27 protein-coding genes are annotated in these 26,787 nt (G+C 65.8%); 9 read left to right on the forward strand and 18 right to left on the reverse strand.

The annotated features are described in order from the left end of the window. Position 1 precedes the first annotated feature (1 nt). From DFP89_RS04235 to DFP89_RS04245, 3 genes are all read left to right on the forward strand, one after another. On the forward strand, positions 2 to 415 hold the full coding sequence (locus DFP89_RS04235) for an Imm44 family immunity protein (RefSeq protein ID WP_114348149.1): 414 nt from the start codon (positions 2 to 4) through the stop codon (positions 413 to 415). A 364-nt stretch (positions 416 to 779) separates the two neighbouring features. After that, the gene (locus tag DFP89_RS04240) at positions 780 to 1,784 is read left to right on the forward strand and encodes a type VI immunity family protein (RefSeq protein ID WP_181870244.1); all 1,005 of its coding nucleotides are present in this window, start codon (positions 780 to 782) and stop codon (positions 1,782 to 1,784) included. Between the two features lie 481 nt (positions 1,785 to 2,265). Continuing rightward, positions 2,266 to 3,315, forward strand: a complete 1,050-nt coding sequence (locus DFP89_RS04245) for a hypothetical protein (protein ID WP_114348151.1) — start codon at positions 2,266 to 2,268, stop codon at positions 3,313 to 3,315. A gap of 79 nt (positions 3,316 to 3,394) precedes the next feature. Here the strand turns inward: DFP89_RS04245 and DFP89_RS04250 are convergent, their stop codons facing one another. Further along, positions 3,395 to 4,057, reverse strand: a complete 663-nt coding sequence (locus tag DFP89_RS04250) for a calcium-binding protein (protein WP_114348152.1) — start codon at positions 4,055 to 4,057, stop codon at positions 3,395 to 3,397. A gap of 263 nt (positions 4,058 to 4,320) precedes the next feature. On the opposite strand from DFP89_RS04250, the gene DFP89_RS04255 reads away from it, so the two are divergent. From DFP89_RS04255 to DFP89_RS04265, 3 genes are read left to right on the forward strand one after another with little or no spacing between them, the layout of a single operon-like run. After that, the gene (locus DFP89_RS04255; protein WP_114348153.1) at positions 4,321 to 4,629 is read left to right on the forward strand and encodes a PepSY domain-containing protein; all 309 of its coding nucleotides are present in this window, start codon (positions 4,321 to 4,323) and stop codon (positions 4,627 to 4,629) included. Further along, entirely contained in the window at positions 4,629 to 5,306 is a 678-nt protein-coding gene (locus DFP89_RS04260; RefSeq protein ID WP_114348154.1) for a response regulator transcription factor, read from the forward strand. Before DFP89_RS04255 ends, DFP89_RS04260 begins: the two co-directional genes overlap by 1 nt. After that, a complete protein-coding gene (locus DFP89_RS04265; protein ID WP_245948590.1) occupies positions 5,303 to 6,655 on the forward strand; it encodes a sensor histidine kinase in 1,353 nt (450 codons plus the stop codon). Before DFP89_RS04260 ends, DFP89_RS04265 begins: the two co-directional genes overlap by 4 nt. Before the next feature lie 55 nt (positions 6,656 to 6,710). Here the strand turns inward: DFP89_RS04265 and panC are convergent, their stop codons facing one another. Both panC and panB read right to left on the reverse strand, forming a co-directional pair. After that, positions 6,711 to 7,562, reverse strand: a complete 852-nt coding sequence (panC, locus tag DFP89_RS04270; protein ID WP_114348155.1) for a pantoate--beta-alanine ligase — start codon at positions 7,560 to 7,562, stop codon at positions 6,711 to 6,713. After that, a complete protein-coding gene (panB, locus tag DFP89_RS04275; protein ID WP_114348156.1) occupies positions 7,559 to 8,389 on the reverse strand; it encodes a 3-methyl-2-oxobutanoate hydroxymethyltransferase in 831 nt (276 codons plus the stop codon). The genes panC and panB overlap by 4 nt, the downstream gene beginning before the upstream one ends. Before the next feature lie 219 nt (positions 8,390 to 8,608). Here panB and argC point away from each other — a divergent pair, with 219 nt between their 5' ends. Continuing rightward, positions 8,609 to 9,637 carry an N-acetyl-gamma-glutamyl-phosphate reductase gene (gene argC, locus DFP89_RS04280; RefSeq protein WP_114348310.1) on the forward strand — a complete coding sequence of 343 codons (1,029 nt, stop codon included), beginning with the start codon at positions 8,609 to 8,611 and terminating at the stop codon, positions 9,635 to 9,637. Here the strand turns inward: argC and DFP89_RS04285 are convergent, their stop codons facing one another. The 15 genes from DFP89_RS04285 to DFP89_RS04355 form a co-directional block, all read right to left on the reverse strand. Next, a complete protein-coding gene (locus DFP89_RS04285; RefSeq protein ID WP_114348157.1) occupies positions 9,638 to 9,997 on the reverse strand; it encodes a DUF1850 domain-containing protein in 360 nt (119 codons plus the stop codon). It abuts the gene before it with no gap. Further along, positions 9,994 to 12,087, reverse strand: coding sequence for a TRAP transporter permease (locus tag DFP89_RS04290; RefSeq protein ID WP_114348158.1), 2,094 nt, complete (start codon positions 12,085 to 12,087; stop codon positions 9,994 to 9,996). The genes DFP89_RS04285 and DFP89_RS04290 overlap by 4 nt, the downstream gene beginning before the upstream one ends. A 66-nt stretch (positions 12,088 to 12,153) precedes the next feature. Further along, positions 12,154 to 13,101 carry a TAXI family TRAP transporter solute-binding subunit gene (locus tag DFP89_RS04295; RefSeq protein ID WP_114348159.1) on the reverse strand — a complete coding sequence of 316 codons (948 nt, stop codon included), beginning with the start codon at positions 13,099 to 13,101 and terminating at the stop codon, positions 12,154 to 12,156. Positions 13,102 to 13,255: 154 nt separating this feature from the next. Further along, positions 13,256 to 13,519 carry a DUF6522 family protein gene (locus DFP89_RS04300; RefSeq protein ID WP_114348160.1) on the reverse strand — a complete coding sequence of 88 codons (264 nt, stop codon included), beginning with the start codon at positions 13,517 to 13,519 and terminating at the stop codon, positions 13,256 to 13,258. 89 nt (positions 13,520 to 13,608) lie between these two features. Beyond that, positions 13,609 to 14,448, reverse strand: coding sequence for an isocitrate lyase/PEP mutase family protein (locus DFP89_RS04305; protein ID WP_114348161.1), 840 nt, complete (start codon positions 14,446 to 14,448; stop codon positions 13,609 to 13,611). 67 nt (positions 14,449 to 14,515) lie between these two features. Continuing rightward, positions 14,516 to 15,274: an iron ABC transporter ATP-binding protein gene (locus tag DFP89_RS04310; RefSeq protein WP_114348162.1), complete on the reverse strand. Its 759-nt coding sequence runs from the start codon at positions 15,272 to 15,274 to the stop codon at positions 14,516 to 14,518. After that, entirely contained in the window at positions 15,271 to 16,230 is a 960-nt protein-coding gene (locus tag DFP89_RS04315) for an iron chelate uptake ABC transporter family permease subunit (protein ID WP_114348163.1), read from the reverse strand. Before DFP89_RS04315 ends, DFP89_RS04310 begins: the two co-directional genes overlap by 4 nt. Next, a complete protein-coding gene (locus DFP89_RS04320) occupies positions 16,220 to 17,167 on the reverse strand; it encodes an ABC transporter permease (protein ID WP_181870252.1) in 948 nt (315 codons plus the stop codon). Before DFP89_RS04320 ends, DFP89_RS04315 begins: the two co-directional genes overlap by 11 nt. Before the next feature lie 17 nt (positions 17,168 to 17,184). Further along, the gene (locus DFP89_RS04325; protein WP_114348165.1) at positions 17,185 to 18,090 is read right to left on the reverse strand and encodes a siderophore ABC transporter substrate-binding protein; all 906 of its coding nucleotides are present in this window, start codon (positions 18,088 to 18,090) and stop codon (positions 17,185 to 17,187) included. Positions 18,091 to 18,225: 135 nt separating this feature from the next. After that, positions 18,226 to 19,032: a BtpA/SgcQ family protein gene (locus tag DFP89_RS04330; RefSeq protein WP_114348166.1), complete on the reverse strand. Its 807-nt coding sequence runs from the start codon at positions 19,030 to 19,032 to the stop codon at positions 18,226 to 18,228. A 53-nt stretch (positions 19,033 to 19,085) separates the two neighbouring features. Next, positions 19,086 to 19,961 carry a carbohydrate ABC transporter permease gene (locus DFP89_RS04335; RefSeq protein WP_114348167.1) on the reverse strand — a complete coding sequence of 292 codons (876 nt, stop codon included), beginning with the start codon at positions 19,959 to 19,961 and terminating at the stop codon, positions 19,086 to 19,088. Between the two features lie 84 nt (positions 19,962 to 20,045). Beyond that, complete coding sequence (locus tag DFP89_RS04340; RefSeq protein WP_114348168.1) at positions 20,046 to 21,317, reverse strand: extracellular solute-binding protein; 1,272 nt, start codon at positions 21,315 to 21,317, stop codon at positions 20,046 to 20,048. Between the two features lie 41 nt (positions 21,318 to 21,358). Next, positions 21,359 to 22,159 carry a carbohydrate ABC transporter permease gene (locus DFP89_RS04345; RefSeq protein WP_220269807.1) on the reverse strand — a complete coding sequence of 267 codons (801 nt, stop codon included), beginning with the start codon at positions 22,157 to 22,159 and terminating at the stop codon, positions 21,359 to 21,361. Between the two features lie 3 nt (positions 22,160 to 22,162). Then, the gene (locus DFP89_RS04350) at positions 22,163 to 23,263 is read right to left on the reverse strand and encodes an ABC transporter ATP-binding protein (protein WP_114348169.1); all 1,101 of its coding nucleotides are present in this window, start codon (positions 23,261 to 23,263) and stop codon (positions 22,163 to 22,165) included. 70 nt (positions 23,264 to 23,333) lie between these two features. Further along, positions 23,334 to 24,134 carry an SDR family NAD(P)-dependent oxidoreductase gene (locus tag DFP89_RS04355; RefSeq protein WP_114348170.1) on the reverse strand — a complete coding sequence of 267 codons (801 nt, stop codon included), beginning with the start codon at positions 24,132 to 24,134 and terminating at the stop codon, positions 23,334 to 23,336. Between the two features lie 244 nt (positions 24,135 to 24,378). On the opposite strand from DFP89_RS04355, the gene DFP89_RS04360 reads away from it, so the two are divergent. Together DFP89_RS04360 and DFP89_RS04365 are read left to right on the forward strand one after the other, a co-directional pair. Next, complete coding sequence (locus DFP89_RS04360) at positions 24,379 to 25,224, forward strand: DeoR/GlpR family DNA-binding transcription regulator (protein ID WP_114348171.1); 846 nt, start codon at positions 24,379 to 24,381, stop codon at positions 25,222 to 25,224. Between the two features lie 31 nt (positions 25,225 to 25,255). Continuing rightward, positions 25,256 to 26,734, forward strand: coding sequence for an FGGY-family carbohydrate kinase (locus DFP89_RS04365; protein ID WP_114348172.1), 1,479 nt, complete (start codon positions 25,256 to 25,258; stop codon positions 26,732 to 26,734). Positions 26,735 to 26,787: the final 53 nt, after the last annotated feature.

A 26,787-nucleotide genomic window follows, 5' to 3' on the forward strand; every position in this document is an offset into this window, starting at 1 on the left:
CATGGAAATCTTCTTTACCAGCTTCTCGCAGGGAAAACTGGGCGACGAGGCGGCGGTGCTTTACGTCCAGATGAACAGGGCCCTGTCCGAGCGGTTGGGCGCCAAGGATTTCGGGGCCGGGCTGACCAGCTGGTTTCTGATGTTCATTCTGGTGCCGCCGAATTTTCCGGGGGCCTCGGATCCCGAGCGCGCGCTTTACAAGAAAAAGGACAAGTCCTTCGATCTGCGGCTGCATGTGCCCTTCGACGCCTACAAGGCCGCTGACAGGGACGGCCGCCGGGCGCTGCTTTACGCCTGTGCAAGACGGTCGCTGGATCTGATCGCCGCCAAGAAGATCCCCGATTTCGACATTGCCGGCCTGATCGCCGATGTCGAGGCGATCGCGGCCGCCGAAGGCTGGGTGCCGGGCGGCTAGCTGCGGCGCAGGTTTCGCGACGGAGCGTCTCTGGCGTTACGTCGTGGCTTGCCATCGGGCGCAGTCCCATGTTTTCGCTGCGCCAGACTTGCATTTCAGCATTTCATCCTTTGTCATCGGCCATGGGTCGCGTCATTTTGCGCGACATGTCGGCCGGTCGTTTCAAGAGCTTGAGAGATGACGAACACGAAGACCAAGACTTCTGATATACTTGCCGGTATGGCCGCATCGCCGCGCGGGCGCCGGACATGCTGATCCCGGGACGCACGGACAGTGCCGGGCCATGGCCCTGCGGCGCCCCGACGCTGGAACACCGCCGGACGGCGGCGTCATGCAGCGGCGCGACCAAATGAGGGGGAATGCCGTGAACCCGAAGGTCGAATACGAAAAGCTGGACAATGTGGTGGTCGCGCATCGCGATTCCGGCAAGCCGGTCATGCGCTTTTCGGTGCAGTTGCAACTTTTCCTGTCGGATGGCGCGGATCGCGGCAGGCGCCATGCCGTCGTCGATGTGCTGGACAGCTTTCGCCGGCTGGCACCGGATCGCGTCACCCATTTGCAACCGCATCTGGAAAACCGGCTGGTGCCGATCGACAGCGTGGCTTTCCCCGCCATCTGTCATGCCGAGGCCGAGCGGCTGGACCCCAAGGACGAGGGCTTCGGGCCGCATGTGACCTCGTTTCCGGCAGCACCGCCGCAATGGCAGGCCTCGGCGGCGCTGACCTCGGCCGAGCCGGGGGGGATTTCGGTGCTGGATGCGGCCTTGCCGCCCTCATTCGTGCGGGCCGATCCCGACCGCTATCTGACCCAGGTGCTGGATTGGTGTGCGCGCGTGAAACCAATGCATGGGTTGGCGGGTTTTGCTCCGGTCTATGAGATCGGGATGGAGGCAAGCTACATGCAGGAAACCTGGCCGTTCCTCGCGCGGTTTCCGGGGCTGAACTATCCGATACCCTATCCGATGGCGGCCGAGGGGCAGGGCCATCGCAAGATCTGCGGCACCAGCTGGCTGACCGTTCTGGGCGATGATGTCCTGTCGGCTCTGGGCAGCCGGGCACAGCTTGTCGAGCGCCTGGCCGATGCCTGGGCGCGGATCATGGACGACGGGCCGGTTTCTGGACTGCCGCCGGGCCTGCGGCTTTACGACTATGACGGCGGCCTGGTGATCCGTGCCGGCGACCATCCGCAGATGGGTGATGTCAATATGGGCGATATCCCGGAAACCTATCGAGCGGTCAGCGACGCCCTGCGGTCGATCCGATTCGAAGACTATCAGCAGAACCCCATGGACCTGATCCGGGTGCCGCGCCCTCTGGACGCCTATGAGGAGACTCTGAACTGGCTGCACCGTTTCGATATGGCGGATTGAACATGCGTGACCGCCTTGCGCCCCGGACTGACCTGAACGGTTCAGCCAATATGCACAAAAAAGCGCCGTGGCGGCGAACTGCCCCGCCCGGACGCAAAGGACGCTGGTTTATCGGCACGCTCTGGGGCAGGCTTGCGGTACTGGATTCGCGTATTTGGCGAGTCGGGAGGACGGGCACCGGATTACATGTCGCAACGGTGCCGCAGTTGCGGTCTCGACCGCCAAGACGGGAAGGAAGGACAGGAACGAACGCGTTGCCGGGCGTTATGCTGCGGCAGGGTGCGAGCAGATGAGAACGTCCTTCGCCAAGACGGCGCGGGATCGGTTGGACGAGTTGTTGGTCGACTGACATGTGGCAGGTGTGGAATACGACCGGCTTCCCCGAGGCGGGCAGGTTGCTGCGCTGCAGGATCGCTTGTGATCCGAACCTGGTGCGATCGCCGGTGACCCCCGGCGGCGTCCGGTCCGGCGGAGGGCCGCCATGAGCGACGTGACCATCCTTGCATGGGGTCTGGCCACGGTCGCCGCAGGCGATAGCGAGGCGCAGGCCTCGGCGCTGGTCGAGGGGCGGCCGCATTATCAGCGGCATCCGCGCTGGGTCGGTCGGGACGGCCAGCGCCAGATCATGTGCTGGGCGCCCGGCTTGCGCGATCACGTCGATTTCGCCTCGCGCGTGGCGCTTCTGGCGCAGCGCGCCTGGTCCGCCTGCCGGGACGCGCAATTGCGGCAGGGCCTGCAGCCGGCCTGGGCCGAACTCATTCTGGCCCTGCCGCTGGTCCTGGGCTTCTATCCTGGCATGCGCGACAATTTCACCGCTGCGGCGGGGCGGCTGAAATTCGATGGCATGTCTTCGGTGCAGCTGGTCTTTGGCGAACATGCGGTCGGCTTTGCCGCGCTCGAGCGGGCCGAGAAATTGCTGCGGCTGGATGGCCCCCGCCATATCTATGTCGCCGCCGCCGATACGCTGGTGGCGCCGATGATCCTTGACCTGCTGGCGGCGCAGGGCGAATTGCGCGACCGCAACAATCCCTGGAATCCGGTCCCCTCGGAGGCAGCGGTCTGCATGCTGATCGCCCGCGACGATCCTTGCGACTTGGCCCATGCGCGTGTGATGGCGCAGGCGTCGCGCATCGAGGATTTCCCGGTCGGGGTAGATACAGGCGCGACCACCGGCGGCGCCCTGCTTGAAGCGGCGCGCGACAGTCTGGCGCAGACGCAGGGCTATGAGCGGATCGTGTCGGATGCCTCGGGCGGGCGCTGGCGGGCCGAAGAGCTGGGGCAGGTGCTGTCGGCCCTGGCGCCGGACGCGGCAAACGTGCCGATCATGACCGCGGCGCAGGCTGTCGGCGATGTCGGGGCGGCCAGCGCATTGCTGTCGATCGTGGCCGGGATATCGGCCGGCCCCGGCGCAAGCCTGATTCTGGCCAGCGAGCGCAGCGGCAGCCGCCGCACGGCCGTCGCACTGGCGGGCCGCCGGGGCGGGGCGGTTACCCTGATGTCCGCACGGGCCGCCGAAGCGCCGCATTTCTGACGGAAAAAGGCGGAGGCCGCGCGGCCCCCGCCTTGGTCGTGCCGGGGCGCATGGCGCCCCCGCAGATGATATGTCCTGCTCAGAGCAGGAAGTCGCTTATGTCCAGCTGCGCCTTGTCCATGTCGCGCATGACGATCGTCGTGTCGCTGGACAGCACCAGAACCAGATGGTCACCGACCTGCTGGGCCAGCGAAATCGCCGCCCGCACCTGCACGGCGTTGAAATCGTCAAGCTCGATCCGGTCCACGCCGTTCTGGAAATCGGTGATGACGTCACGGCCGTCGCCGCGCTCGAATTCAAAGACATCGGCCTCGGCGCCGCCGGTCAGCACGTCATTGCCGCGCCCGCCATCGATCGAATCGCGGCCGGTGCCGCCATTGACGATGTCGTTGCCGTTGTCGCCGTCCAGTTCGTCATTGCCGCTGTTGCCGAAAACGATGTCGTTGCCGTCGCCGCCTTCGACATCGTCATCGCCATTGCCACCGAAGGCGGTGTCATTGCCAAGCGACGCCTCGATATCGTCATTGCCGTTGCCGCCGTTCAGAAAGTCGCCGCCGTCGCCGCCATTCATGGTGTCTTGACCGTCACCACCAATAAGCCTGTCGTTGCCTGCGCCACCATACATGGTGTCATTGCCGGCCAGCCCGAACAGGATGTCATTGCCGGCCATGCCATTCAGAAAGTCGTTCGTCCGACTGCCGTTCAGTTGCTCCGACAGGCTCGTTCCGATCTTGCGCACCATTTCACTGTTTCCTTTCATGGGCATTGACGGGTGACGCCTTTCTGCGGCCCGCCGGTTATGTCGCGACCTTCAGTCGGCCGCAGGTTTGATGACGGCTGTTTGCCACAGCTGACCTGACAGCGTTCTGACCCGCACTGTCAGCAAGCTGTCAGAGTCGGTGATTCCACCACATTTCCGTATGATCGCCGGCGGGAACCCGCCGATCCGCCGTCGCGCCGCCCTGTCAGGCTGTTGTCAGCGACACCGCCTTATAGCGTTCTGCCATGGAAAAGCTGACCCTTCTGACCCTCGCGCTGCTTCTCGCCCCGCTTTCGGCGGGCGGACAGGCACAGATACCGCATGATTTCGAGCTTGCGCGCGACGCGGTCGAGCGCGGCGAGATCCTGCCTCTTGCCGAAGTCCTGTCCCGGCTGCAAGAATCCCATCCCGGCCGGGTGATCGAGGTCGAGCTGGAATACAGCAGCGATATCCTCGTTTATGAGGTCGAACTGGTGACCGATGACGGTCGCCTGATCGAAGTGGACATGAACGCCGCCACCGGCGAGATCGTAAAGATGGATGAGGAAGACTGATGCGTGCCCTGATCGTCGAGGATGATCCCCGAATCGCCTCGGATCTTGACCGCGCCCTGACCGCGGCGGGTTTTCTGGTCGAACTTGCCACGGACGGCGAAACCGCATGGTTCCGGGGCGGGACAGAAAACTACGACCTGATCGTTCTGGACCTGAACCTGCCGCGCCTTGACGGGCTGACCATCCTGAAACGCTGGCGCAGCGAAGGCTGCGAAAGCCCGGTGCTGATCCTGACCGCACGCGGCGCCTGGGCCGAGCGCGTCGAGGGCATCGACGCTGGCGCCGACGATTATCTGCCCAAGCCCTTCCGCATGGAAGAGCTGATCGCCCGTGCCCGCGCACTGGTCCGCCGCGCCGGCGGACGCGGTAATGCCACCCAGCAGATCGGCCGGCTGACGGTGGACCTGAACCGCATGACCGCCGCCATCGACGGCATTCCGGTCGCGGTGACGCCGCTGGAATTCCGCCTCGTCTCGTATCTGGCGCTGAACCGCGACCGCACCGTGGCCCCGAGCGAGCTTCTGGAACATCTCTATGGCGACGACGACTCGCGCGAGGCGAACGCGGTCGAGGCCGTCATCACCCGCCTGCGCCGCAAGCTGGGTCCGGGGGTGATCGGCACAAGGCGCGGCTTTGGCTATCACCTTGAAACCGGCCAGACGGACGGCGTGGCGTGATCCAGTCGACCCGCTCGATCCGCTGGCGCCTGCTGGCGGCGGGGGCCTTGGCGCTGGCCGGGGCCCTGGCGCTTTCGGGCATGGGTCTGGCGGTGCTGTTTGAGCGCCATGTCGAGCGCGTCGCCGTCGCCGATCTGCAGGCCCGGGCGCTGGCGCTGGCCGCCATGGTCGAGCCGGGCGGCGCGGATGGCCCGGTCCTTCGTGCCGGCCCTGTCGGTCCGCTCTACGAACAACCCTTTTCCGGCCGCTACTGGCAGATCACGCTGGGCCAGCAGGAGTACCGCTCGCGCTCGCTTTGGGATTACGCGCTGCCCACCAGCCATGCCGCCCCGCCACCCGGTGAGACGGCAACCCTGTCGCTGCCCGGCCCGCGCGGCGCGGCGCTGCTGGCAGTCGAGCAAAGTTTGGCTGTGGGGCGCGGCGCAACGCCCGTGCCGCTGCGCATCATCGTTGCCACCGAACGCGATCAGCTGAACCTCGCGCGGCGCGGCTTTCTGGGTGATCTTCTGCCCTATCTGGCGCTGCTCGGGGCGGCGCTGCTGGTCGCAAGCTGGCTGCAGATCAGCGTCGGGCTGCAACCATTGGCGCAGGTCGGGGCACGGGTCGCAGGGCTGAATTCGGGCGCGCGTCCGCGTATGGGGCAGGACCTGCCGACCGAGGTCATTCCGCTGGCCTCGGAAATCGACAAGCTGCTGGATGCGCGCGACGAGCAACTGGCCCGCGCCCGCCACCGCGCCGCCAATCTGGCCCATGGCTTCAAGACACCGCTGCAGGCGCTGCTGGGCGACGCGGCGCAATTGCGCAGCCGGGAACAGGATGACATCGCTGCCAGCATCGAGACCGTCGCCACCGCCATGCGCCGCCATGTCGACCGCGAACTGGCGCGCGCCCGCATCCAGTCCGACCGCCCGACCAGCGGCGCCGATCCCGCCCCGATTCTGGAAAAGCTGATCGGCGTCCTGCGCCGCATGCCGCAAGGCGCGGGCATCGACTGGCAACTGAACGCCCCCACGGGCCTGCGCGCCCGCATCGATGCCGACGACCTGACCGAGGCGCTTGGCGCGCTTTTGGAAAACGCCATGCGCCACACCAATGAGATCGTCGAAACCACCGTTCGCGCCGAGGGCGACCGCATCGTCATCGCCATCCGCGACGACGGCCGCGGCGTCCCCGAAGCCGATCTCAAGCGCCTGACCCAGCGCGGCCTCAGCCTTGATCCCAGCGGTCAGGGACAGGGCATCGGCCTCGCCGTGGTCTCTGATATCGTCGATGCTGCGCAGGGCGAATTACGCCTGCAAAACGCCCGCCCCGGCTTTCTGGCCGAACTGCGCTTCGATGCGCTGCCCTGAGCCTTTCTTCTTCATCGAAATATCCATAGAGCCGCGCAACCGGCGCAGCGCCCGATCACCCGGGCAAAGTCACCGCCACATTGTCGATCAGCCGCACCCCGTCCAGCCATGCCGCGACCAGCAGCCGGGCCGGGCGGCCAGATTGCGGATCGCCCAAGGATTCGCCGTCCCGTAACGCCAGATACTCAACCGGCCCAAAGCCCGCACCCGCCAGCGCGGCCTCGGCCTCGGCCAGCAGCGGGGCCGGGGCCTCGCCCGCCTCGATGCGCGCGGCGGCCCCAAACAGCGACTGCGGCAGGGCGGCGGCCTGCGCCCGTGCCGCCACCGACAGGCGCTGATTGCGCGAGGACAGCGCCAGCCCGTCCCCGGCGCGCACGCAGGGGCAGGGCACGATCTCCAGCGGCAGCTTCAGGTCTGAAACCAGCCGCCGCACCAATTGCAATTGCTGCCAGTCCTTTTCGCCGAAAAACGCGGCATCGGGCTGGGTCATGTTGAACAAAAGCGTCACCACCGTCGCCACGCCGTCGAAATGGCCGGGACGATGCGCACCCTCAAGCGGTTCGGTCACGCCGGTGACGGAAACCGTGGTCGCGTGGTCGGGGGGATAGACCTCGGCGCCCTCGGGCACGAACAGCGCATCCACCGCCAAAGGGCCCAGCAACTCGGCATCCGCGATCTCGGTGCGGGGATATTTTGCGAAATCCTCGGGGCTGTTGAACTGGCGCGGGTTCACGAACAGCGTCACGATCACCCGGTCGCAGCGTTCGCGCGCCGCGCGCACAAGGCTCAGATGGCCCTCATGCAGCGCGCCCATGGTGGGGACGACGCCGATCGTCTCGCCATGCGCCTTCCAGCGCCGGATCAGGCCGCGCATCTGCGCCAAGGGACGGATGATCGGTGCGCTCATGCCGGGTTGCTTTCGCCAAAGCTGTGCTCGGGGGTGGGAAAGGCGCGGGCGCGGACCTCGGCGGCATAGGCGGCGATGGCCGCATCGGCCGCGCCGCCCAGCTCGCCATAGCGCTTGACGAATTTCGGCCGGAAATCGGCGAACAGCCCCAGCATGTCATCGACGACCAGCACCTGCCCGTCGCATTCCACCCCGGCGCCGATGCCGATGGTGGGAATGGCGATTTCGCGGGTGATGCGCTGTCCCAAAGCGGAGGGCAGCTTTTCCAGCACCACCGAGAATGCCCCGGCCTCGGCCAGCGCCTCGGCGTCGCGGGCGATGCGGTCGGCCTCAAGATGGCCGCGGCCCTGCACCTTGTAGCCGCCGAGCGTATTCACCGATTGCGGCGTCAGCCCGACATGGCCCATGACCGGGATGCCGCGCTGGACCAGAAAGGCCACCGTCTCGGCCATGTGGCGCCCGCCCTCCAGCTTGACGGCCTGACAGCCGGTCTCGGCCATCAGCCGCGCGGCATTGCGGAATGCCTGCTCGCGGCCCTCCTCATAGCTGCCAAAGGGCATGTCCACGACCATGCAGGCCTGCGAGACGCCGCGCGCCACCGCCTGCCCGTGCAGGATCATCATCTCCATGGTGACGCCGATGGTCGAGGACAGCCCGTGCATCACCATGCCGACGCTGTCACCGACCAGCACCAGATCGCAATGGCGGTCCACGAGCTTCGCCATGGGCGTCGTATAGGCGGTCAGGCAGACGACAGGTGCGGCCCCCTTGCGGGCGCGGATATCGCCGGGACCAAGGCGGGACTTGCGGTCGGGGGTGGCGCTCATCGGTCACGTCTCTCCGTTCTGGATGGCCCGCTTGCGGGAACCGAGGCCCGGAATATTGGATTTGTCGGGTCCTGTCTTGCAATAAAACGCATTCCTGCCGCCGGGTTCCTGCAAGAAAGTGACCTATCCGCGCCGGGCGGCATTCTTGACATGCGGGGGGGCTGGGCCTAGTCCCGAAGACGGCCCTTGGGCCGTTCCACCTTGCCATCGGATACCGACATGACGCTGAAAGCTGCCATCCTTGGGGCCTCGGGATATACCGGCGCCGAACTGGTCCGCATCCTTGCGACCCATCCGCAGATCGAGGTTGCGGCCTTGTCGGCGGACCGAAAGGCCGGGCAATCCTATGACGAGGTGTTCCCGCATCTGCGCCATCTGTCGCTGCCGCCGCTGGTCCGGATGGAGGAGATCGACTTTTCCGGCATCGACGTCGTCTTCTGCGCGCTGCCCCACGGCCTGAGCCAGCCCTTGGTCGGGCAATTGCCGCGCGATGTCAAAATCGTCGATCTGGGCGCCGATTTCCGGCTGCGCGATCCGGCGGACTACAAGAAATGGTACGGGCTTGACCATGCCGCGCCCGAAATCCAGCCCGAGGCCGTCTATGGCCTGACCGAATTCTATCGCGACCAGATCAAGGGCGCGCGGCTGGTTGCCGGCACCGGCTGCAACGCCGCGACCGTGCAATTCGCGCTGCGCCCGCTGATCGGATCGGGGCTGATCGATCTGGATGACATCATCTGCGACCTCAAGAACGGGGTGTCGGGGGCGGGGCGTTCGCTCAAGGAAAACATGCTTTTCGCCGAGCGCTCCGAGGATGTCGCCGGCTATTCGCAGGGCGGCAAACACCGCCATCTGGGCGAGTTCGATCAGGAATTCTCGCTGCTGGCGGGCCGTCCGGTGCAGATCCAGTTCACGCCGCATCTGGTGCCGGTCAATCGCGGCATCCTCGCATCCTGCTATCTGAAGGGCGAGGCGCAGGCCGTCCATGCCGCGCTGGCGGCCGCCTATGCCGATGAGCCCTTCATCGTCGTGCTGCCCTTTGGGCAATTGCCGGCGATGGCGCATGTGCAGGGCTCGAACTTCTGCCATATCGGGGTGACGGGCGACCGGATTTCGGGCCGCACGCTGGTCGTCTCGACGCTGGACAACCTGTGCAAGGGGTCCAGCGGGCAGGCGGTGCAGAACGCCAACCTCATGCTGGGGCTTGAGGAAACCGCCGGCCTGATGCTGGCGCCGGTTTTCCCCTGACTAAGGGCAGGGGCGCAGCAGCAGCGGCGCCCCCGCATCCGCCCCCAGCGTCACGCAATCCACGCCGCAGATGCGCCAGCCCGCCCCGGTCGCCCCCGAGGCGGCCAGCGCCAGTTCCCGAACCGGCGGCGCCTTGGGTTGCCAGACCAGCCAGCCATCCTGCAGACGCGCATCCGGCCCCGGTTCCATCCCCGCACCGGATCCCTTGACCGCCGCGCGGACCGGGACCAGTCCCGCGTCGGTGACGCGCCAATCCTCGCGCCATTCGGTCTTTTCCACCGAATGCGTCCATGCCAGCGAAAAGCCGTTTCCGGGGCCAAGCGCGATGGCCATGGCCCCGGCCATCAGGCAGGCGCTCATGCCGTGCCCGGCTGGCGGCGCATCCAGATCAGCCCGGCAAATGCCGCCGTCAGGGCAAAGCCCACCTCATCGGTCAGGGGCAGGGCGGCGATCAGCGTGAACGAGGCCGCCATGGCCAGCGCGCGTTCCCAGATCGCCAGCGGCCGGCCCAGCCAGCCGATCACCGCAATGCCCCACAGCCCCACCGCCAGCACGGTCTTGGTGGTGATATAGACCACCGCCGGCCAGTAGCCGAAGGCCTGCGCCAGGGGTCCGCCATCCTGCAGCATCAGGGCCGGGGTATAGACGGCCATGAAGGGCACGACGAAACCGGCGGCGGCGACCTTGACCGCCTCGAAGCTGATCCTCAGGCCGCTTTCCTTGGCGATGGGTGCTGCGGCAAAGCAGGCCAGCGCCACCGGCGGCGTCAGATCGGCCAGAATGCCGAAATAGAACACGAACATGTGGCTGACGATCAGCGGCACGCCCAGTTCCAAAAGCGCCGGGCCGGCGATCGACGAGGTGATGATATAGTTCGGGATCGTCGGGATCCCCATGCCCAGAATGATGCAGGTGATCATGGTCAGGATCAGCGACAAAAGCAGGCTGCTTTCGCCCACCCCGACAATGAACTGGCCAAAGGTATTGGCGGCCCCGGTCAGGGTCATCACCCCGATGATGACGCCGACCAGCGCGCAGGCGATGCCCACCGGCAGGGCGGTGCGCGCGCCCTCGGCCAGACTGTCGCGGCAGGCGATCAGCGTCTCGCGCCCGCCTTGGGAAAAGGCGCAGATCACCGCCAGAACCACCAGCGCCGCGACCACGATGCCGATCCCGAACTGAAAGAACGCCCCCGCCACCAGTCCAAGGATGATCCAGAAGAGCACCCGGATCACGCCCTCGGGCAGGCCCAGCACGACCGAGCCGCCAAGGATCAGCAGTCCGGTCAGCGCCAGCCCGACGGTGCCCGCAAACAGCGGCGTATAGCCCGAAAACAGCAGATAGACCAAGACCGCCAAGGGCAGGATCAGATACCAGCCCTGACGCAGCGCCGCACGGGACGAGGGCAGCTGATCGCGGCTGAGGCCGCGCAGGTTGCGCTTGCCGGCCTCAAGATGGACCATCCAGAAGACGCCCAGAAAATACAGCACCGCCGGGATCAGCGCGGCCTTGACCACCTCGACATATTCGACGCCCAGCGTCTCGGCCATGATGAAGGCGACGGCGCCCATGACCGGTGGCATGATCTGCCCGCCCATCGAGGCGGTCGCCTCGACGCCGCCGGCGAATGCCGGGCGATAGCCGAAACGCTTCATCAGCGGGATGGTGAACTGGCCGGTGGTGACGACATTGGCCACGCCCGAGCCGGAGATCGTGCCCATCAGCCCCGATGACAGCACCGCCACCTTGGCCGCGCCGCCGGTCTTGTGACCGACGAGGCCCAAGCTGACATCGGTGAACAGCTTGATCATCCCGGCCTTTTCCAGAAAGGCCCCGAACAGGATGAACAGAAAGATATAGGTCGATGAGACATAGACCGGGATGCCATAGATCCCCTCGGTGCCATAGGCGATGTGCTCGACCACCTGCGAAAAATCATAGCCGCGATGGTTGAAGGGGCTGGGCAGGTATTGCCCCAGCAGCGCATAGGCCAGAAACAGCCCCGAAATGATCGGCAGCGCCGGTCCCATCAGCATCCACGAGGCGGCAAAGACCGCGATCAGCGCCGCGACCCCGAACCAGATATCACGCGTCAGGGGATCGCCCGCGCGCAGCAAAAGTTCACTATATTCAACCCATTGATATGCGGCGACGGCAATGCCCACGACAGCGAGCGCCAGCGTCAGCGCGCGCCCCACAGGCCCCATCTGCTTGGCATAGGCCAAAAGCGGGAACCCCAGCGCCATCAGAAAGCCCACATGGACCGCTCGGGCGATCTGGCTGGGCATGTCGATCAGATGCGCGGCCAGCGCGATCTGGAAGGTCGAAAAGGCGACCGCCAGCCAGAACAGCGCCCGTCCCCAGCCCCCGGGGGGAAATCCCGCACCCAGCGGGTCATGGCCATCCGGCTCGGGCGGAGCCTGAAGGATTGCGTCAGCGGTTTCTTTCATGATCCCCCCTTGCCGTCATCGGTTTGCGGGCGGCCCGCGCGGGGCCGCCACGACATGTCGGTCAGATCACAGCAGGCCCTGTTCCTTGTAGAACTTCTCGGCGCCCGGATGCAGCGGGATCGGCGAATCCTTGGCGGCGTTTTCCAGCTTGATATCACCCGCAGCGCTATGAGCGGCCTTCAGCGTATCAAGGTTTTCAAAGATCAGCTTGGCCATCTGATAGGCGGTCTCGTCCGAGACATCCTCATGCGTCACCAGAAAGTTGATGACGGCGGCGGTGGGCACGTCCTCGGCCTGGCCCTGATAGGTGCCGGCGGGAATGACCCCGGCGATATATGGCGCGCCGATCTTTTCGACGACCTCCTTGGGGACCGAGACCACGGTGATCTCCTGCGACGAGGCCAGATCCTTGATCGCGGCATTGCCCAGACCCGAGGATTGCAGCGTCGCCTCAAGCTGGCGGTTCTTCATCAGCTCGACCGATTCCGCAAAGGGCAGGTATTCGACCTTGGCCAGATCGTCATAGCTCATGCCCAGCCCGCCAAGGATGGCGCGGGCATTCAGCTCGGTCCCCGATTTCGGCGCGCCTACGGACAGCGACTTGCCCTTGAGATCGGCGACCGTGGTCACGCCCGCCTCTTTCAGCGCGGCGATCTGGACATAGTTGGGATAGATCGCGGCAATGGCGCGCAGCTTGGTCAGGGGGGCCTTGAAGCCGGCATCGGCATTGCCTTCCCAGGCGTATTTCACGGAATCGCCAAGCGCGAAGCCCAGTTCGCCCTTGCCCTGCTGCAAAAGGTTCAGGTTCTCGACCGAGGCCTTGGTGGCCTGCACCTGCGTGCGCGACCCCTCGATGCCCTTGGCATAGATTTCAGACAGCGCCACCCCCATCGGGTAATAGACGCCCGAGGTGCCGCCGGTCAGGATGTTGATGAATTCCTCGGCCTTGGCCATGGGCGCGGCAAAGGCCAGCGCGCCGGTGACTGCCGCTGCAAAGGTAAAACGAATGGACATGGTTCCTCCCATCATTTTTGTCTGCGAACCCGAGGGCCCGCTGCAACTGTGTCGCAAAGCCGATGCCCGCGACAACCTGCATCCGCATGAAGGGGGCGATTTTTTGACCATGACCCATGGGTAATTCCGGCCGGCAAAGGGCAGGGGGCGGGTTTCAGCCCTGTCGGCGCGGCGCATCAAAACTGGCGCGGCTGATCACCTGAAGGTCGGGGCCAAGGGTCAGACGCAGGGTGCGGCCCCCGGAGAAAAAGGTCAGGCGCCAGCGGCCTTCATCCTCGCCCATGCCCTTTTCGCAGCGGCTGGTCATGCGCCCGTCGCGCATGCGGCGATTGACCTCGTCGGGGGTCAGGCCAAAGCCCTCGGCGATCAGTTCGGCATCGATCTGAAAGCCCTTATCCGTCGGATCGATCTGCGCCATCGCCTCCCGCCTTTCCCGTCTGCATGATGGCGTCAGCATAGCCGGTTCGCAGCCAGCTCGTAAGCCCGGGGGCAGGGTTCAAGCCTGGCTCAGCCCCGGTCGGAATGGTGGTCCTGAGACATCAGCCGGGCGATGGCATCGCCCGGCATCGCCGTTTCGGCATAGCCAAAGGTGCCATGGTCGCGCACCTCGGTCGCGGCGCGCATCAGCGCCCCCAGTGCCGCCCGTGCAAATGATCCGCCAACGCTGATCCGCCGCACCCCCGCCGCCGCCAGCTCCGCCACGCTGTAGCTGGGACCGCGCAGCCCCATCACCACATTCACCGGCTTGTCGAGTTCCGCGCAGACCGTGCGGATCGCCGCCAGATCGGGCAGGCCGGGCGCGTAAAGCACATCCGCCCCGGCCTCGGAGAATGCCTGCAGACGGGCAATGGTATCGCCCAGATCCTGCCGGCCCCAAAGATGGTTCTCAGCCCGCGCGGTCAGCAGAAAGGGCAGGCCGCGCGCCGCCTCGGCCGCCGCGCGGATGCGCTCGACGGCCTGCGCCATCGGATAGATCGGCGCATCCGGCAGCCCGGTTGCATCCTCGATCGAGCCGCCGACCAGCCCGGCTGCCACAGCCCTGCGGATGGTTTCGGCGCAGGCCTCGGGCGCAGCGCCAAAGCCATCCTCAAGATCGGCCGAGACCGGCAGATCGCAGGCCGCGACGATCTCTGCCGCATTGGTCAGGATTTCGTCGCGGTCCAGCGCCGAAAAGGAATCGCGCTTGCCCTTGGAAAACGCATAGCCGGCGCTGGTCGTCGCCAGCGCCTGAAAGCCAAGGCTGGCCAGCAGCCGCGCCGAGCCCGCATCCCATGGATTGGGGATGACAAAGGCGCCGGGGCCGGCATGCAGATCCCGAAAGCGCGCGAATTTTTCTGCCTGATCCATCCTGTCCCCCTCCATGCAGCAGGAACAAAATGGCAACTTTTATCCAGCCACGTCAAGCCTGCTCGTTCTAACCATAGAACAGGGCGATGCGCTGGCCGTCGATCTCACGCACGGCGATCTCCATGTCGTAAAGATCGCGCAGGGGGTCGGGGGCGACGATCTCGGCCGGGGTGCCGCTGGCAAAGATGCGGCCATCGCGCATGGCCACGATGCGGTCGGAATGGCACGAGGCGAAGTTGATGTCATGCAGCACCACCAGCACCGATTTGCCCAGATCATGCGCGGCCCTGCTCAGCAGCCGCATCATCGCCTGACCGTGCTTCATGTCCAGATTGTTCAAGGGCTCGTCCAGAAGCAGGTAATCGGTGTCCTGCGCCAGCACCATGGCGACAAAGGCGCGCTGGCGCTGGCCGCCCGAAAGCTGGTCGATAAAGCGGTCGGCCAGCGCCTGCAGGTCCAGATAATCCAGCGCCCGGTCGATGGCCGCGTGATCGGCTTGGGTCAGACGCCCGGCAGAATGCGGGAAACGGCCAAAGCCCCCCAGTTCGCGCACGGTCAGCCGCGCGACAAGGTGGTTTTCCTGCCGCAGGATCGCCAGCCGGCGCGCCAGTTCCGCCCCCGGCGTGCGGGCGATATCCATGCCGTCCACGGTGATGCGGCCGGAATCGGGCGCGATCAGCCGCGCGATCAGCGACAGCAGCGTCGATTTCCCCGCCCCGTTCGGCCCGATCAGCGAGGTGACGCCCCCCTTGGGCAGATCCAGCGTCACATCGCGCAGAACCTGCGCGGGGCCGTAAGATTTGCTGAGATTCTCGATGCGGATCATCGGCGTCCCCTTGCGACCAGCAATGCGATAAAGGTGATGCCTCCGACGAATTCGACGATCAGGCCAAGCGCGGTCCCAAAGGCAAAGACCCGCTCGACCAGCATCTGGCCGCCGACCAGCAGGATGATCCCCACCAGCGAGGCGGCGGGCAGCACATAGCGATGCGCCGACTGGCCCACCGCCAGATGCGCAAGGCTGACCGCGACAAGGCCCAGAAACAGCACCTGTCCGACCAGCGCCGCCGCGACCGCGACCAAAACCGAGACGGCGGCCAGAATCGCCAGCACCTCGGTCCGCCAGGTGATGCCCAGATTGATCGCGACCGGCCGGCCCAGCCCGATCACGTCAAGACGCGACAGGCGCGGGATCAGCCACAGCGTCACCGCCCCGATCAGCAGGCTGGCAATGCCCAGAAGCTGGGGCGGGATATCGCTGAAACTGGCAAACAGCCGGTCCGACAGCACCATGAATTCATTGGGATCCAGCAGGCGCTGGACGAACTCGGCCAGCGTGCGCAGGAAGATGCCAAAGACCACCCCGATCAGCAGCAGGCGGTGCAGGCTGCGCTCCTCGCCGCCGAAAAGCCACAGATACAGCGCCATCGAGGCGCCGATCATCACCGCGACATTCAGCGCGAAATCCAGCCTCGGGTCCAGCCCGGCCATGCCGGCGGCGCCGAAGGCGGCGAAAAGCAGCGTCGCGCAAAGCAGGTAAAGCGAATCGAACCCCATGATGCCGGGGGTCAGGATGCGGTTCGCGGTCACGGTCTGGAACAGCACCGTCGAGCAGGCGACGGCATGCGCGACCAGCACCAGCCCCAAGAGCTTGCGGCCGCGAAATGCCAGCACGAAGTCCCAGTTGCCGCGCGCGCCCAGCGTCATGAAGGCCAGGATCAGCCCGCCCGCGAGCAGGGCAAGCCCGATCAGGGCCAGCCGGGCGCGGCGCTCATGCGGCACGGCGGCCTCCGCGCAGGATCAGGACCAGAAAGATGGCGCTGCCGATCAGCCCCATGACGGTGCCCACCGGGATCTCATAGGGGGCACGGATGGTGCGGCCCAGAATGTCGCAGGCCAGCACCAGCCCCGCGCCCGAAACCGCGACCCAGGGCACGGCACGGCGCATATTGTCGCCAAGCGCAAGACTGACGATATTCGGAACGATCAGCCCCAGAAACGGGATGCGCCCGACGCTGACCACCACCACCGCCGTGACCAAGGCCACGATGGCCAGCCCCAGCGCGACGACGCGACGATGCGACAGCCCCAGCGAGCTGGCCACGTCATGCCCCAGCCCCGCCACGGTAAAGCGGTCGGCGGCAAACCAGGCCAGCCCGGCCACCGCCGCGCCCAGCCATAACAGCTCATAGCGGCCGCGCAGCACCCCCGACAGATCGCCCTGCGTCCAGGCCAGCAGGCCCTGCAACACGTCAAAGCGATAGGCCAGAAACGAGGTCCCCGCATAAAGCACGCCGCTGAGCAAAAGCCCGATCAGCGGCACCAGCATCGGATCGCGCAGGGGCACGCGGCGCAGGATCGCCAGAAACAGCGCCGTCCCCGCCAGCGCGAAAGCCGCGCCCACCGCCATCTTGGCGATGACCGGCGCGGCGGGCGCGACCAGTGTCATGACCAAGAGGCCCAGCCCCGCCGCCTCCATGGTGCCGGCGTTCGAGGGCTCGACAAAGCGGTTGCGGATCACGATCTGCATCAACAGCCCGGCAATCGCCATCGAGGCCCCGGACAGCACCAGCGCCAGCATGCGCGGAATGCGGGATTCGACCAGAACCAGCCAGTCGCGATCCTGCCCCTGCAGGATGCCGGACAGGCTGACATCGGAGACACCGACGAAAAGGCTGGCTGCGGCCAGCCCCGCCACAAGGGCAAGGGCGGCCGCCATGCGGGCGCGGGCGGACATCACGACTGGGTGGACAAGGCCTGCGCAAGCTGGTCCAGCAGTTTGTTCAGCGCCGTATAGCCGCCAAAGGCGATATAGGCGGCATGCGGGTCCAGATAGACGACATGGCCGTTCTGCACCGCCTTGGTCTGGGCCATCAGCGCATTGTCCAGCATGGCCTTGGCGCCGTCTCCGGCCTCGCCCACGCCGGCGTCGCGGTCGATGACAAAGATCCAGTCCGGGTTCTTTTCCAGGATATATTCATAGGAGATCACGTCGCCGCCGTGGAAACGGTCGTCGATATTGTCCTCGACCGGGGCAAAGCCCAGCTTGGTGTGGATCCAGCCCACGCGCGAGGCCGGGCCGTAAGCACCCAGCTTGCCGCCATTGGTGACAAGGATCAGCGCGGTGCCGGAATGCGGCGCGACCTTGTTCAGATGCGCGACCTTGGCGTCCAGCTCGGTCACCATCTCGGCGGCGCGCTCGGGTTTGCCAAAGATCTGGCCCAGCGTCTCGATATTGCGATCGACCGAGGCGAAGAGATCCTTGTCGAGGCTCAGATCCACCGTCGGCAGGATCTTGGACATCTCCGCATAGGTCGGGGCCGAGCGCGTGCCCACCACCATCAGATCCGCGCCAGATGCGGCAATCGCCTCATAGTCTGGCTCGAAGATCGAGCCGACGGCCGGGGTGCCGGTCGCGTATTTCTGCAGGTAGTCCGGCAGGTTGCTGTTCAAAGCTCCAGCAGGTTCGACGCCCATGGCGTCGGCGATGTCCAGCGCGTTGATGTCAAGGATCAGCACCTTGGCGGGCGGGGCGGGCAGTTGCGTCTCGCCCTGCGAATGCTTGATGGTCATGGGCTCGGCGAAGGCCGGCGCCGCCAGCGCCAGGCCAAGCACGGCCGCGGCAATGGACCTGCTGAACATATCCGACTCCTTTACTTGGGTTCGGGGGCAGGTAATGGGCCAGCGCAGGTGAGGTCAAGTATTAACCGAGATTTTCACTCAGTCTTCATGACGCAGGCGGTGGAACGGGCGGTGAGCCGTTCCCGCAGCGCGGCGTCAGCCGCGCGTCTTGCGCACGATGTCCATGAACTCTTGCGCGCGCACCGGATCGACCGCGTTCCAGGTATGGCCATCAACCTTCAGCGACGAGCCGACGACGCAGCCATCCGCGATCTTGAGCACTTCTGTGACCGTCCCGTGTTTTACGCCGGTATTGGCCAGAACCGGGGTGTGGGGCAGTGCGGCCTTGACCGATTCCAGATCGACCATGCTGGCCGATTCCCCCGTGATCGCCCCCGAGACCAGAACCGCGTCGGGGATCGACGAGAATACCGCCGAACGCGCGCGGTCGGGCAGCGGCCGGCTGTCCATCGAGGCCGCGAACTCTGCCGAGACATTGTTCAGGATCACCAGGTCTCGGCGGTCAAGCTGGCGTGCCCGGCGCATGGCGCGGCCGGCATTCGGCGTCCAGGGTCCCATGTCCGAGGCATAGGTGCCGGTAAAGATCTCGCGCACGAAAGCGGCGCCGGTCGCGGCGGCCAGCGCCACGGTGCTGTCGGGATCCCAAAGCACGTTCACGCCAAAGGGCTTCTGAATGCGTTCGGCCAGCCGCCCGATCACGAATGCCATGGCCGAGGTCGTCGCGATATCGACCTCAAGCTCATAGGGGCGGTCGTTCTCGTTGCCGAACATGACGGCATCGACACCGGCGGCCTGCAGCGCGTCAAGGTCCAGCAAGGCATTCCGGTAGATGCCCTCGACCCCGGCATCCGCATCGTAAAGCGGCGTTCCCGGCATCGGGTTCAGGTGGACCATGGCGATGACGGGTTTGATGCCAGCGAAAAGCTTGGTGAAGCGGGTCATGATTTTCTCCTTGCCCGCGGAGGGCCGGGGCGTTGCGGGTGTGGGTTGATGGGTCAGCGCTTGCGGCGCTCGAGCAGCCAGAAGAAGACGACGGTGATCATCAGGATGATGACCAGCAGGATGAAGGCGGCCGCGGTGCCCTCGTTCACCTGCAATCCCTGAAAGGCGCGCTTGTAGGCGAAGAAGGACAGAAGCTCGGTCGAGATGCCGGGACCACCCTTGGTCAGCACATAGATCAGGTCATAGGTGCGAAACTCGTTGATCAGCTGGATGACGATGGCGATGGCCGAGACCGGACGCAGCAGCGGCAGGGTGATGTACCAGAACTGCTGTACGGGCCCTGCGCCATCCACTTCGGCGGCCTCGTATGGCTCGCGCGGCAGCGAGGCGAGACCTGCGGACAGCAACAACACGACAAAGGAGGTCTGCTGCCAGATGTCGATCGAGATCAGCGTCGACAGCGCGATCGAGCTGTCGCCCAGCCAGTCCACCATCGGCAGTCCCATCGCCGCAAGCGACTGGTTGACGATCCCCAGATTGGGCTGCAGCAGCATGCGCCAGATCAGCGCCACCGCGATCGGCGACATGGCCATGGGCAGGGTCAGGACCGCGAAATACAGCCCGCGCATCGTGAAGACCTGCCGCAGCATCAGCGCGATCCCCAGGCCGATGACGAATTCGCCGATCACCGCCGCCACGGAATAGCGCAAGGTCAGCCAGAGCGAATGCCAGAACAGCGGTTCCGCCGTGATCTTGGCGAAATTCACCATTCCGGCAAAGCTCAGATCCGGATTGATCAGCGTCATCGACGAGAGCGAGATCGCCAGCGCGTAAAGCAGCGGAATCCCCATCACCACGGTCAGCATGGCAAGCCCCGGGGCCGCGAAGGCCCATCCGGCACGGATCCTGTTTCTTGCAATCGCGCCCATGCGTCGATCCCTGTTGCGGCCCGTTGCGGATCGGGCCCTGGGGGGTGGTCCGGGGGTGGCGCCGCCGCCCCCGGGGATGCGGGGTCATTTCTTCATCAGCTCGTCCAGACCTTTGGCCGCCGCTTCCAGCGCCGCCTCGACCGAGGTGTCGCCTGACGCTGCCAGCGAGATCTGGGTGCCCAGCACGTCCTCGTATTGCGGCGAATAGGTAAAGATCGGGAAGCTCTTGCCCGTCGCCACGATGTCGCCGGCCAGCGCGTAGAACGGGTATTTCGCCAGGACCGCCGGGTCTGCATAGACATCCGAGCGCACCGGCGCATGGCCCTCAAGCGCGCGTTTCACCGATACATCCTTGGACTGGACCCAGGAAATGAACTGCCAGGCGGCATCCTTCTGATCCTCGGGGATGTTTTTCGGAATTCCCCAGCCCCAGCCGCCGCTTTCGCCCTGACCGCCCGGCATGACCGAAATTGCCAGCTTGCCGGCGGCATTCGGGCAGGCTTCGGCATTGTCCAGCTGCGGCAGCATCCACCAATAGGTGACCATCGAGAAGGATTCGCCCGCACACATCAGGCGCATCGTGTCATCCAGCGTCGCCGACAGCGCCCCGGTCTGGGCCGCGTTCTTGATCATGTCGGCATAGAGCGTCAGCGCATGCTTGCCCGCATCCGAGTTCAGCACCACCGCGCGATCCGCCCCCAGATAATCGCCACCCGCCGCGAACAGATAGTTCGAGAACTCCATCGAGTTGGGATCGCCGCGCTGGCCCTGCATCGCGGCGCCGTTCACGCCACCCTCGGCCTTCATGAACTTGGCGATCGCGACATAGTCGTCCAAGGTGGCGGGCGGGGCCAGCTTCTTGCCGGTCGCGGCCTCGAATTTCGCAGCCAGATCAGTGTTTTCAAGCAAATCCTTGCGATATATCAGGCCCATGGAATAGTTGTACATCGGCAGGATCGGCATGGCGGCATCGGTGCGGCCCAGAAGATCCAGCATCGACGGGATCATCGGCGCCATGTCGAAACCGGTCTTGGCGACATAGGGGTTCAGATCCTCGAGCCAGCCGCCGGCCGGAAACTCGCCGGCCCAGAGGAAATCGACGGACAGCAGGTTGTAATAGCTTTCGCCACCCACAAGCTGGGCCACCAGCTTGTCATGCATGTCGCCGTAGCCGACCTTCTCGAACTCGACCTTGATGCCGGTCGCGGCCTCGAATTCGGGCAGCAATGTCTCGATGATGCGGGTTTCGGGCACGTCCTCCATCAGCGCCCGCAGGACGACGCCATCGGCCAGCGCCGTCCCCGCCCAAAGCGTTGCGACAAGGCCACTGACTGCAAAGAGAGATCTTGATTTCATTTGTCTTTCCTCACTGTTGGTTATGGTCGTGGTTTCCCGGTTTATTTGACAGAGCCAAAGGACAGCCCCTGCACCAGGTATTTCTGGATGAAGCGCACCGCGATCAGCAGCGGCAGGATGGCCAGCGAGACCCCGGCCGAGACCTGGGATATCTGCACCCCGTTCGAGGTTTGCAGCGCCGCCAGCGCGACCGGAACCGTGGCGGTTTTCGAGCCGCCAAGGATCAGGGCAAAAAGGAACTCGTTCCAGGACAGGATGAATCCAAGAACCGCCGCCGCCATGATCCCGGGCGCGGCGACGGGCAGCACGATCCGCCAGAAGGCGCCCCAGCGGGTCGCGCCATCGGTCATGGCGGCGCCTTCCAGATCCTCGGGAATGGATTCGAAAAACCCCATCAGGATCCAGGTCAGGAACGGCAGGTTGATCGCGGCATAGACCAGCGTCAGCCCGGTCAGCGAATTGGTCAGGCCGGCGGCGCGGTACAGCATGAAGACCGGCAGTGCCAGCGCCACCGGCGGCAGCATCTGGCTGGCCAGGGTGGCAAAGCGCGCCGCCTTGCCGCCGGTGCGGAACCGCGCGAAAGCATAGCCGGTCATCGCCGCCAGGGGCATCGACAGCACCACCGACAGGATCGAGACGATCAGCGAATTCAGATAGTTGGTGCCGAACTGCTTTTCGGCAAAGAGCACGCGATAATTCTCAAGCGTCGGCTGCGGCAGCAAGTCGGTCGAGTATGAGGCATGGTCCGGCACGAGCGAGGTCCGAAACACCCACAGGATCGGCAAAAGCACGATCAGGCAGGCCAGCACCAGACCGCTATGGGACAGGGCGCGCCGGATCATCGCTCATGTCCCCTTCGGATAGGCCACCCCGGTGGCGGCGTTGAACAGGTGCATCTGCGACATGTCGGCATGAAGCGTGACCTGATCGCCGAAGGCGGGCAGGAATTGGCGCTCGGTGCGTGCCGAAAGCGTGACGCCATCCGTCTCGATGCCGATCAGGTTCTCGGCCCCGAGCGCCTCGCGCACGATGACCTTGCCGCTGACCGGCAGCGTGGCCGGGCCGGGCGCGGTCAGCACATCCTCGGCACGCAGGCCGAGGATCGCGGGCTCGGCGGCGGCTCGGGCGTAAAGCGCGGCCTCGCGCGCCGGCAGCGCTCCGGCCAGCGGCCCCGCCGTGATGCCAAGGCCGCCCCCCGCCGCTGTCAGCCGGGCCGGGATCAGGTTCATCGCCGGCGAGGCGAGAAACTGCGCGACGAAGGTATTGGTCGGGTTGGCATAGACCTCGAGCGGCGGCCCGACCTGTTCGATCTGCCCGTCGCGCATGATGCAGATCCGGTCGCCCATGGTCATCGCCTCGACATGGTCGTGGGTGACGAAGACCATGGTCTTGCCCAGCCTGCGGTGCAGCTTGACCAGTTCCTGACGCATCTCGCCGCGCAGCTTGGCGTCAAGATTGGACAGCGGCTCGTCCATCAGGAACACGTCCGGCTCGCGCACCATGGCGCGGCCAAGGGCGACGCGCTGGCGCTGTCCGCCCGACAGCGCCCCCGGCTTGCGGTCAAGATAGGGGTCCAGGCCGAGGATCTCGGCGGCATCGGCGATCCGGCGATCCTGTTCATCCAGAGGCGTGCCGCGCATCTTCATGCCAAAGCGCATGTTTTCGCGCACGGACATATGCGGGTAAAGCGCATAGCTCTGGAACACCACGGCGACATTGCGGCTGCGCGGGGCAAGCTCGGTCACATCGCGCGCGCCGATGCGGATGCGGCCGGAGGTGATGACCTCGAGGCCGGCGATCATCCGCAGCGTTGTCGATTTCCCGCAGCCGGACGGTCCCAGAAGCACCATGAACTCGCCCTCGTCGATGGCAAGCGAGACATCCCTGACGCCGAATATTCCGCACCCGTAGTCGCGGCTGATGTTATCGAGCGTGATCGCGGTCAATGTGGCCTCATTTGCGGGCGGTGGTTTCGGGCATGGCAGAGAAATCGAACATAATCGCACATTCCGACGGTCAGGTGGTATAGACCCCGCCCGTGACATTGATCGCCTGGCCGGTCATGAAGCGCGCCGCATCCGAACACAGGAAGACGACGACCCCGGCGACATCCTCGGGGGTCTCGATGCGCCCCAGCGGGGTCTGGCGAATGTAATCCTGCTGCACCTCGTCGGGGGTCATGCCGCGCAGCTCCGCCTCCCACCGCAATTCGCGCTCTTGCATTGAGGTGCGCACAAAGCCCGGGCAGACGGCGTTGACGCGAATGCCCATCGGGGCCAGCTCGCGCGCGAGCCCCTGGGTCCAGCCGACCACGGCGAATTTCGAGGCTGAGTAATGGGCCAGAAGCGGGGCCCCGATCTTGGCGGCCAGAGAGGCGGTATTGACGATGGTTCCCTTGTTTTCATTCACGAAATGACGGGCGGCAATCTGGTTGGTCAAGAACACGCCGCGCGCATTCACGTCCATGTTGAAATCCCAGTCCTGATCGCTCAGATCGATGGCGCGGCGCATGGTCGAGACGCCGGCATTGGCGATGCAGATATCGATGCCGCCCAGCCGCGCCAGCGCCGCATCAAAGCCGGCCTGAACCGATTCGCGTTCGCGCACATCGACCCCGACGGCGTGATGACCGGCGCCGAGCGCCGCCGCGGCGGCCTGTGCCGCCTCAAGGTTCAGGTCGGCGATCGCCACCGAAACCCCCTGTGCGGCAAGGGCGCGGGCGATGGCATTGCCGATGCCGGTCGCTGCGCCGGTCACAATGGCCCGCTGTCCTGCCAGCCCTGGATGGTTCTGGTCCGCAAGCTGATTGGCATTCATTCGAGACCCTCCATGTTACCTGATTTCAAACAAAATCGATCATCAAGTGCAAGAAAAATGTTCTATTGTGTTTGATTCTATCTCCAGTATGTTCTGATCCAGGCGGAACGGCGCAGACCGGCAGGGGTAGCAGAGGGCCGGCGGGAACCCGTCCGCGGCGTTGAAAACCCGAACGGAGTCCCCCCGGCCCGCGTGACCGGTTAAGCAAGGGCGATGTTTCGTGACGAATGGACCAGGTAAGACCATGACAGCAGCGCAGACCCATCCCCCAGATCCTGTCACCGCGCGCCCAACCGAGCGCAGCCGCACCCCGGCCCAGGTCCGCATGGCCCGCATCCTCGAGCGCCTGAACGAGGGCGGCTCGGTCTCGGTGACCGACATCGCCCGCGAATTCGGTGTCTCGGACATGACCGTGCGCCGCGACCTGGCCGAGCTTGAACGCGACGGCCTGCTTGAGCGCGTCCACGGCGGCGCGGTCGGGCTGACGCGCGGCCCGCTGACGGTGATCGACGATGTCGAGCCCATCTTCGAGGCGCGTGCCCGCCAGAATGCCGACCGCAAGGCGCGCATCGCCCAGGCCGCCGCACGTCATGTGGCCGGGCGCAAGTCGCTTGCGCTGGACCTTGGCAGCACGGTGCTTGCCGCCGCGCGCGCCATCGTGCAGGCCGGCCCCGACCCGCAACTGCGCGCCTTCTCGAACAGTCTCAGGGTGGGGCAGCTGATGGCGCGGGCAGGGGTTGCGACCTATATGTGCGGCGGGCTGATCCGGGCCGAGGAAATGTCGCTGACCGGCAAGGAGGCGGTGGACGGTTTCTCGCGCTATTATTTTGACGCCGTGCTGCTGGGGGCATCGGGCATGACGGCCGAGGGCGTCTTCGACTATTCGCCCGAAGAGGTGGCGGTCAAGACCGTGTTCCTGCAGCAATCCGCCGAATGCGTACTGCTGCTGGACAGCACCAAGTTTCGCCGGATCTCGACCGTGCTGATCGCCACGCTGCCCCAGATCTCGACCCTGATCACCGATGCCGCGCCGCCGCCTGAACTCGCCTTGGTGCTGGCCGAATCCGGCGTGCAGGTGATCGTCGGATGATCGCCCGGCAACCTTGAACGGTATCTCGCACATGACGGTTTTTCTTGGACTTGATATCGGCACCACCTCGACCATCGGCATTCTGGTCGAGACATCGGGCCGGGTGCTGGCGCTGGCCTCGCGCGCGGTCACGCTGCATTCCGAACAGCCCGGCTGGGCCGAGGAGGACCCTGCCGAATGGTGGCGGAACTGTTGCGAGATCATTCCCGACCTGCTGCGCCAGTCGGGCATCGCGGCGGATGGGATCGCCGGTATCGGCGTGGCCGGGATGCTGCCGGCGACGGTGCTTCTGGACGCGGGGGGCCTGCCCTTGCGCCGCGCGATCCAGCAAAGCGACGGCCGTGCCGGGGCCGAGGTCGCCGAGATGCGCCGCGAGATCGACGAGGCGGCTTTCCTGCAGGCGGCAGGTTGCGGGATCAACCAGCAGCTTGTCGGCGCCAAGATGCGCTGGCTGGCCCGGCATGAGCCACAGATCGTCGCCCGCGCGCGGCTCCTGCTGGGATCCTATGACTATATCAACTACCGGCTGACCGGGCGGGCGGCGGTGGAACAGAACTGGGCGCTGGAGGCCGGCATCGTCAATGTCGCCACTGGCCGGATCGATCTGGCGCAGGCGGAGCGGACCGGCATTCCCGGGCATCTGCTGCCGGAGCTGATCGGCTCGTCGGCGATGCTGGGCCGGGTGACGGCCGAGGCGGCCGCCGCAACCGGATTGGCCGAGGGTATTCCGGTCGTCGGCGGCGCGGCCGACATGATCGCCTCGTGCCTTGGAGCTGGGGTGGTGCAGGGGGGGGACGTGCTGCTGAAATTCGGCGGCGCGGTCGATATCCTGACCGCGACCCCGGTGCTGAAGCCGGATCCGCGTCTCTTTCTGGACTATCATCTGGTGCCGGGCCTGTGGTTGCCCAATGGCTGCATGTCCACCGGGGGCTCGGTGCTGAACTGGTTCGTCGAAACCTTCGCGGGCGGGATCGAACCCCTGAACGGATCGCGCCATGCCGCGCTGGATGCGATGGCCGCGCAACGTCCGGCCGGGGCAATGGGGCTGACATTTCTGCCCTATCTGCTGGGTGAAAAGACCCCGCTGCACGATCCGGCGGCGCGCGGGGTGCTGAACGGGCTGACCCTGTCGCATGATCTTGGCCATATCTGGCGCGCGGTGCTGGAATCCTATGCCTATGCCATCCGCCATCATATCGACGCCTTCAACGATATCGGCCATCCGACGACACGCTTTCTGGTGTCGGATGGCGGGGCGAAATCCTCGGTCTGGATGGGGATCGTCGCGGATGTCCTTGACCAGCCGTTGCAGCGTCTGGCCGGGCATCCCGGCTCGTGCCTCGGCGCGGCCTGGACGGCGGCGGTCGGCCTGGGCGCGGCGGATTGGGGCGGGATCACCGCCTTTACCGCGCCCGATGCGCGGTTCACGCCGAACCCGGCCCATCGCGACATCTATGACCGCGGCTATGCGGCCTTCCGGGATCTTTATGGCCGCCTTCAGGGCGCCTGAAGCTTGCGCCCCGGCCAGGCAAGGGGGGCAATCCTGCGCGGCCGGTCTTGCAG

The organism is Paracoccus lutimaris, from assembly GCF_003337565.1.
Lineage (GTDB): Bacteria > Pseudomonadota > Alphaproteobacteria > Rhodobacterales > Rhodobacteraceae > Paracoccus > Paracoccus lutimaris.

What these genes read in the sequence shown, in the direction of transcription:
- DFP89_RS04235 (WP_114348149.1), top strand. Translation starts at nt 2, where the DNA reads ATGGAAATCTTCTTTACCAGCTTCTCGCAGGGAAAACTGGGCGACGAG.
- DFP89_RS04245 (WP_114348151.1), top strand. Translation starts at nt 2,266, where the DNA reads ATGAGCGACGTGACCATCCTTGCATGGGGTCTGGCCACGGTCGCCGCA.
- DFP89_RS04250 (WP_114348152.1), bottom strand. Translation starts at nt 4,057, where the DNA reads ATGGTGCGCAAGATCGGAACGAGCCTGTCGGAGCAACTGAACGGCAGT.
- DFP89_RS04255 (WP_114348153.1), top strand. Translation starts at nt 4,321, where the DNA reads ATGGAAAAGCTGACCCTTCTGACCCTCGCGCTGCTTCTCGCCCCGCTT.
- DFP89_RS04260 (WP_114348154.1), top strand. Translation starts at nt 4,629, where the DNA reads ATGCGTGCCCTGATCGTCGAGGATGATCCCCGAATCGCCTCGGATCTT.
- panC (WP_114348155.1), bottom strand. Translation starts at nt 7,562, where the DNA reads ATGAGCGCACCGATCATCCGTCCCTTGGCGCAGATGCGCGGCCTGATC.
- panB (WP_114348156.1), bottom strand. Translation starts at nt 8,389, where the DNA reads ATGAGCGCCACCCCCGACCGCAAGTCCCGCCTTGGTCCCGGCGATATC.
- argC (WP_114348310.1), top strand. Translation starts at nt 8,609, where the DNA reads ATGACGCTGAAAGCTGCCATCCTTGGGGCCTCGGGATATACCGGCGCC.
- DFP89_RS04285 (WP_114348157.1), bottom strand. Translation starts at nt 9,997, where the DNA reads ATGAGCGCCTGCCTGATGGCCGGGGCCATGGCCATCGCGCTTGGCCCC.
- DFP89_RS04290 (WP_114348158.1), bottom strand. Translation starts at nt 12,087, where the DNA reads ATGAAAGAAACCGCTGACGCAATCCTTCAGGCTCCGCCCGAGCCGGAT.
- DFP89_RS04295 (WP_114348159.1), bottom strand. Translation starts at nt 13,101, where the DNA reads ATGTCCATTCGTTTTACCTTTGCAGCGGCAGTCACCGGCGCGCTGGCC.
- DFP89_RS04300 (WP_114348160.1), bottom strand. Translation starts at nt 13,519, where the DNA reads ATGGCGCAGATCGATCCGACGGATAAGGGCTTTCAGATCGATGCCGAA.
- DFP89_RS04305 (WP_114348161.1), bottom strand. Translation starts at nt 14,448, where the DNA reads ATGGATCAGGCAGAAAAATTCGCGCGCTTTCGGGATCTGCATGCCGGC.
- DFP89_RS04310 (WP_114348162.1), bottom strand. Translation starts at nt 15,274, where the DNA reads ATGATCCGCATCGAGAATCTCAGCAAATCTTACGGCCCCGCGCAGGTT.
- DFP89_RS04320 (WP_181870252.1), bottom strand. Translation starts at nt 17,167, where the DNA reads ATGGCGGCCGCCCTTGCCCTTGTGGCGGGGCTGGCCGCAGCCAGCCTT.
- DFP89_RS04325 (WP_114348165.1), bottom strand. Translation starts at nt 18,090, where the DNA reads ATGTTCAGCAGGTCCATTGCCGCGGCCGTGCTTGGCCTGGCGCTGGCG.
- DFP89_RS04330 (WP_114348166.1), bottom strand. Translation starts at nt 19,032, where the DNA reads ATGACCCGCTTCACCAAGCTTTTCGCTGGCATCAAACCCGTCATCGCC.
- DFP89_RS04335 (WP_114348167.1), bottom strand. Translation starts at nt 19,961, where the DNA reads ATGGGCGCGATTGCAAGAAACAGGATCCGTGCCGGATGGGCCTTCGCG.
- DFP89_RS04340 (WP_114348168.1), bottom strand. Translation starts at nt 21,317, where the DNA reads ATGAAATCAAGATCTCTCTTTGCAGTCAGTGGCCTTGTCGCAACGCTT.
- DFP89_RS04345 (WP_220269807.1), bottom strand. Translation starts at nt 22,159, where the DNA reads ATGATCCGGCGCGCCCTGTCCCATAGCGGTCTGGTGCTGGCCTGCCTG.
- DFP89_RS04355 (WP_114348170.1), bottom strand. Translation starts at nt 24,134, where the DNA reads ATGAATGCCAATCAGCTTGCGGACCAGAACCATCCAGGGCTGGCAGGA.
- DFP89_RS04360 (WP_114348171.1), top strand. Translation starts at nt 24,379, where the DNA reads ATGACAGCAGCGCAGACCCATCCCCCAGATCCTGTCACCGCGCGCCCA.
- DFP89_RS04365 (WP_114348172.1), top strand. Translation starts at nt 25,256, where the DNA reads ATGACGGTTTTTCTTGGACTTGATATCGGCACCACCTCGACCATCGGC.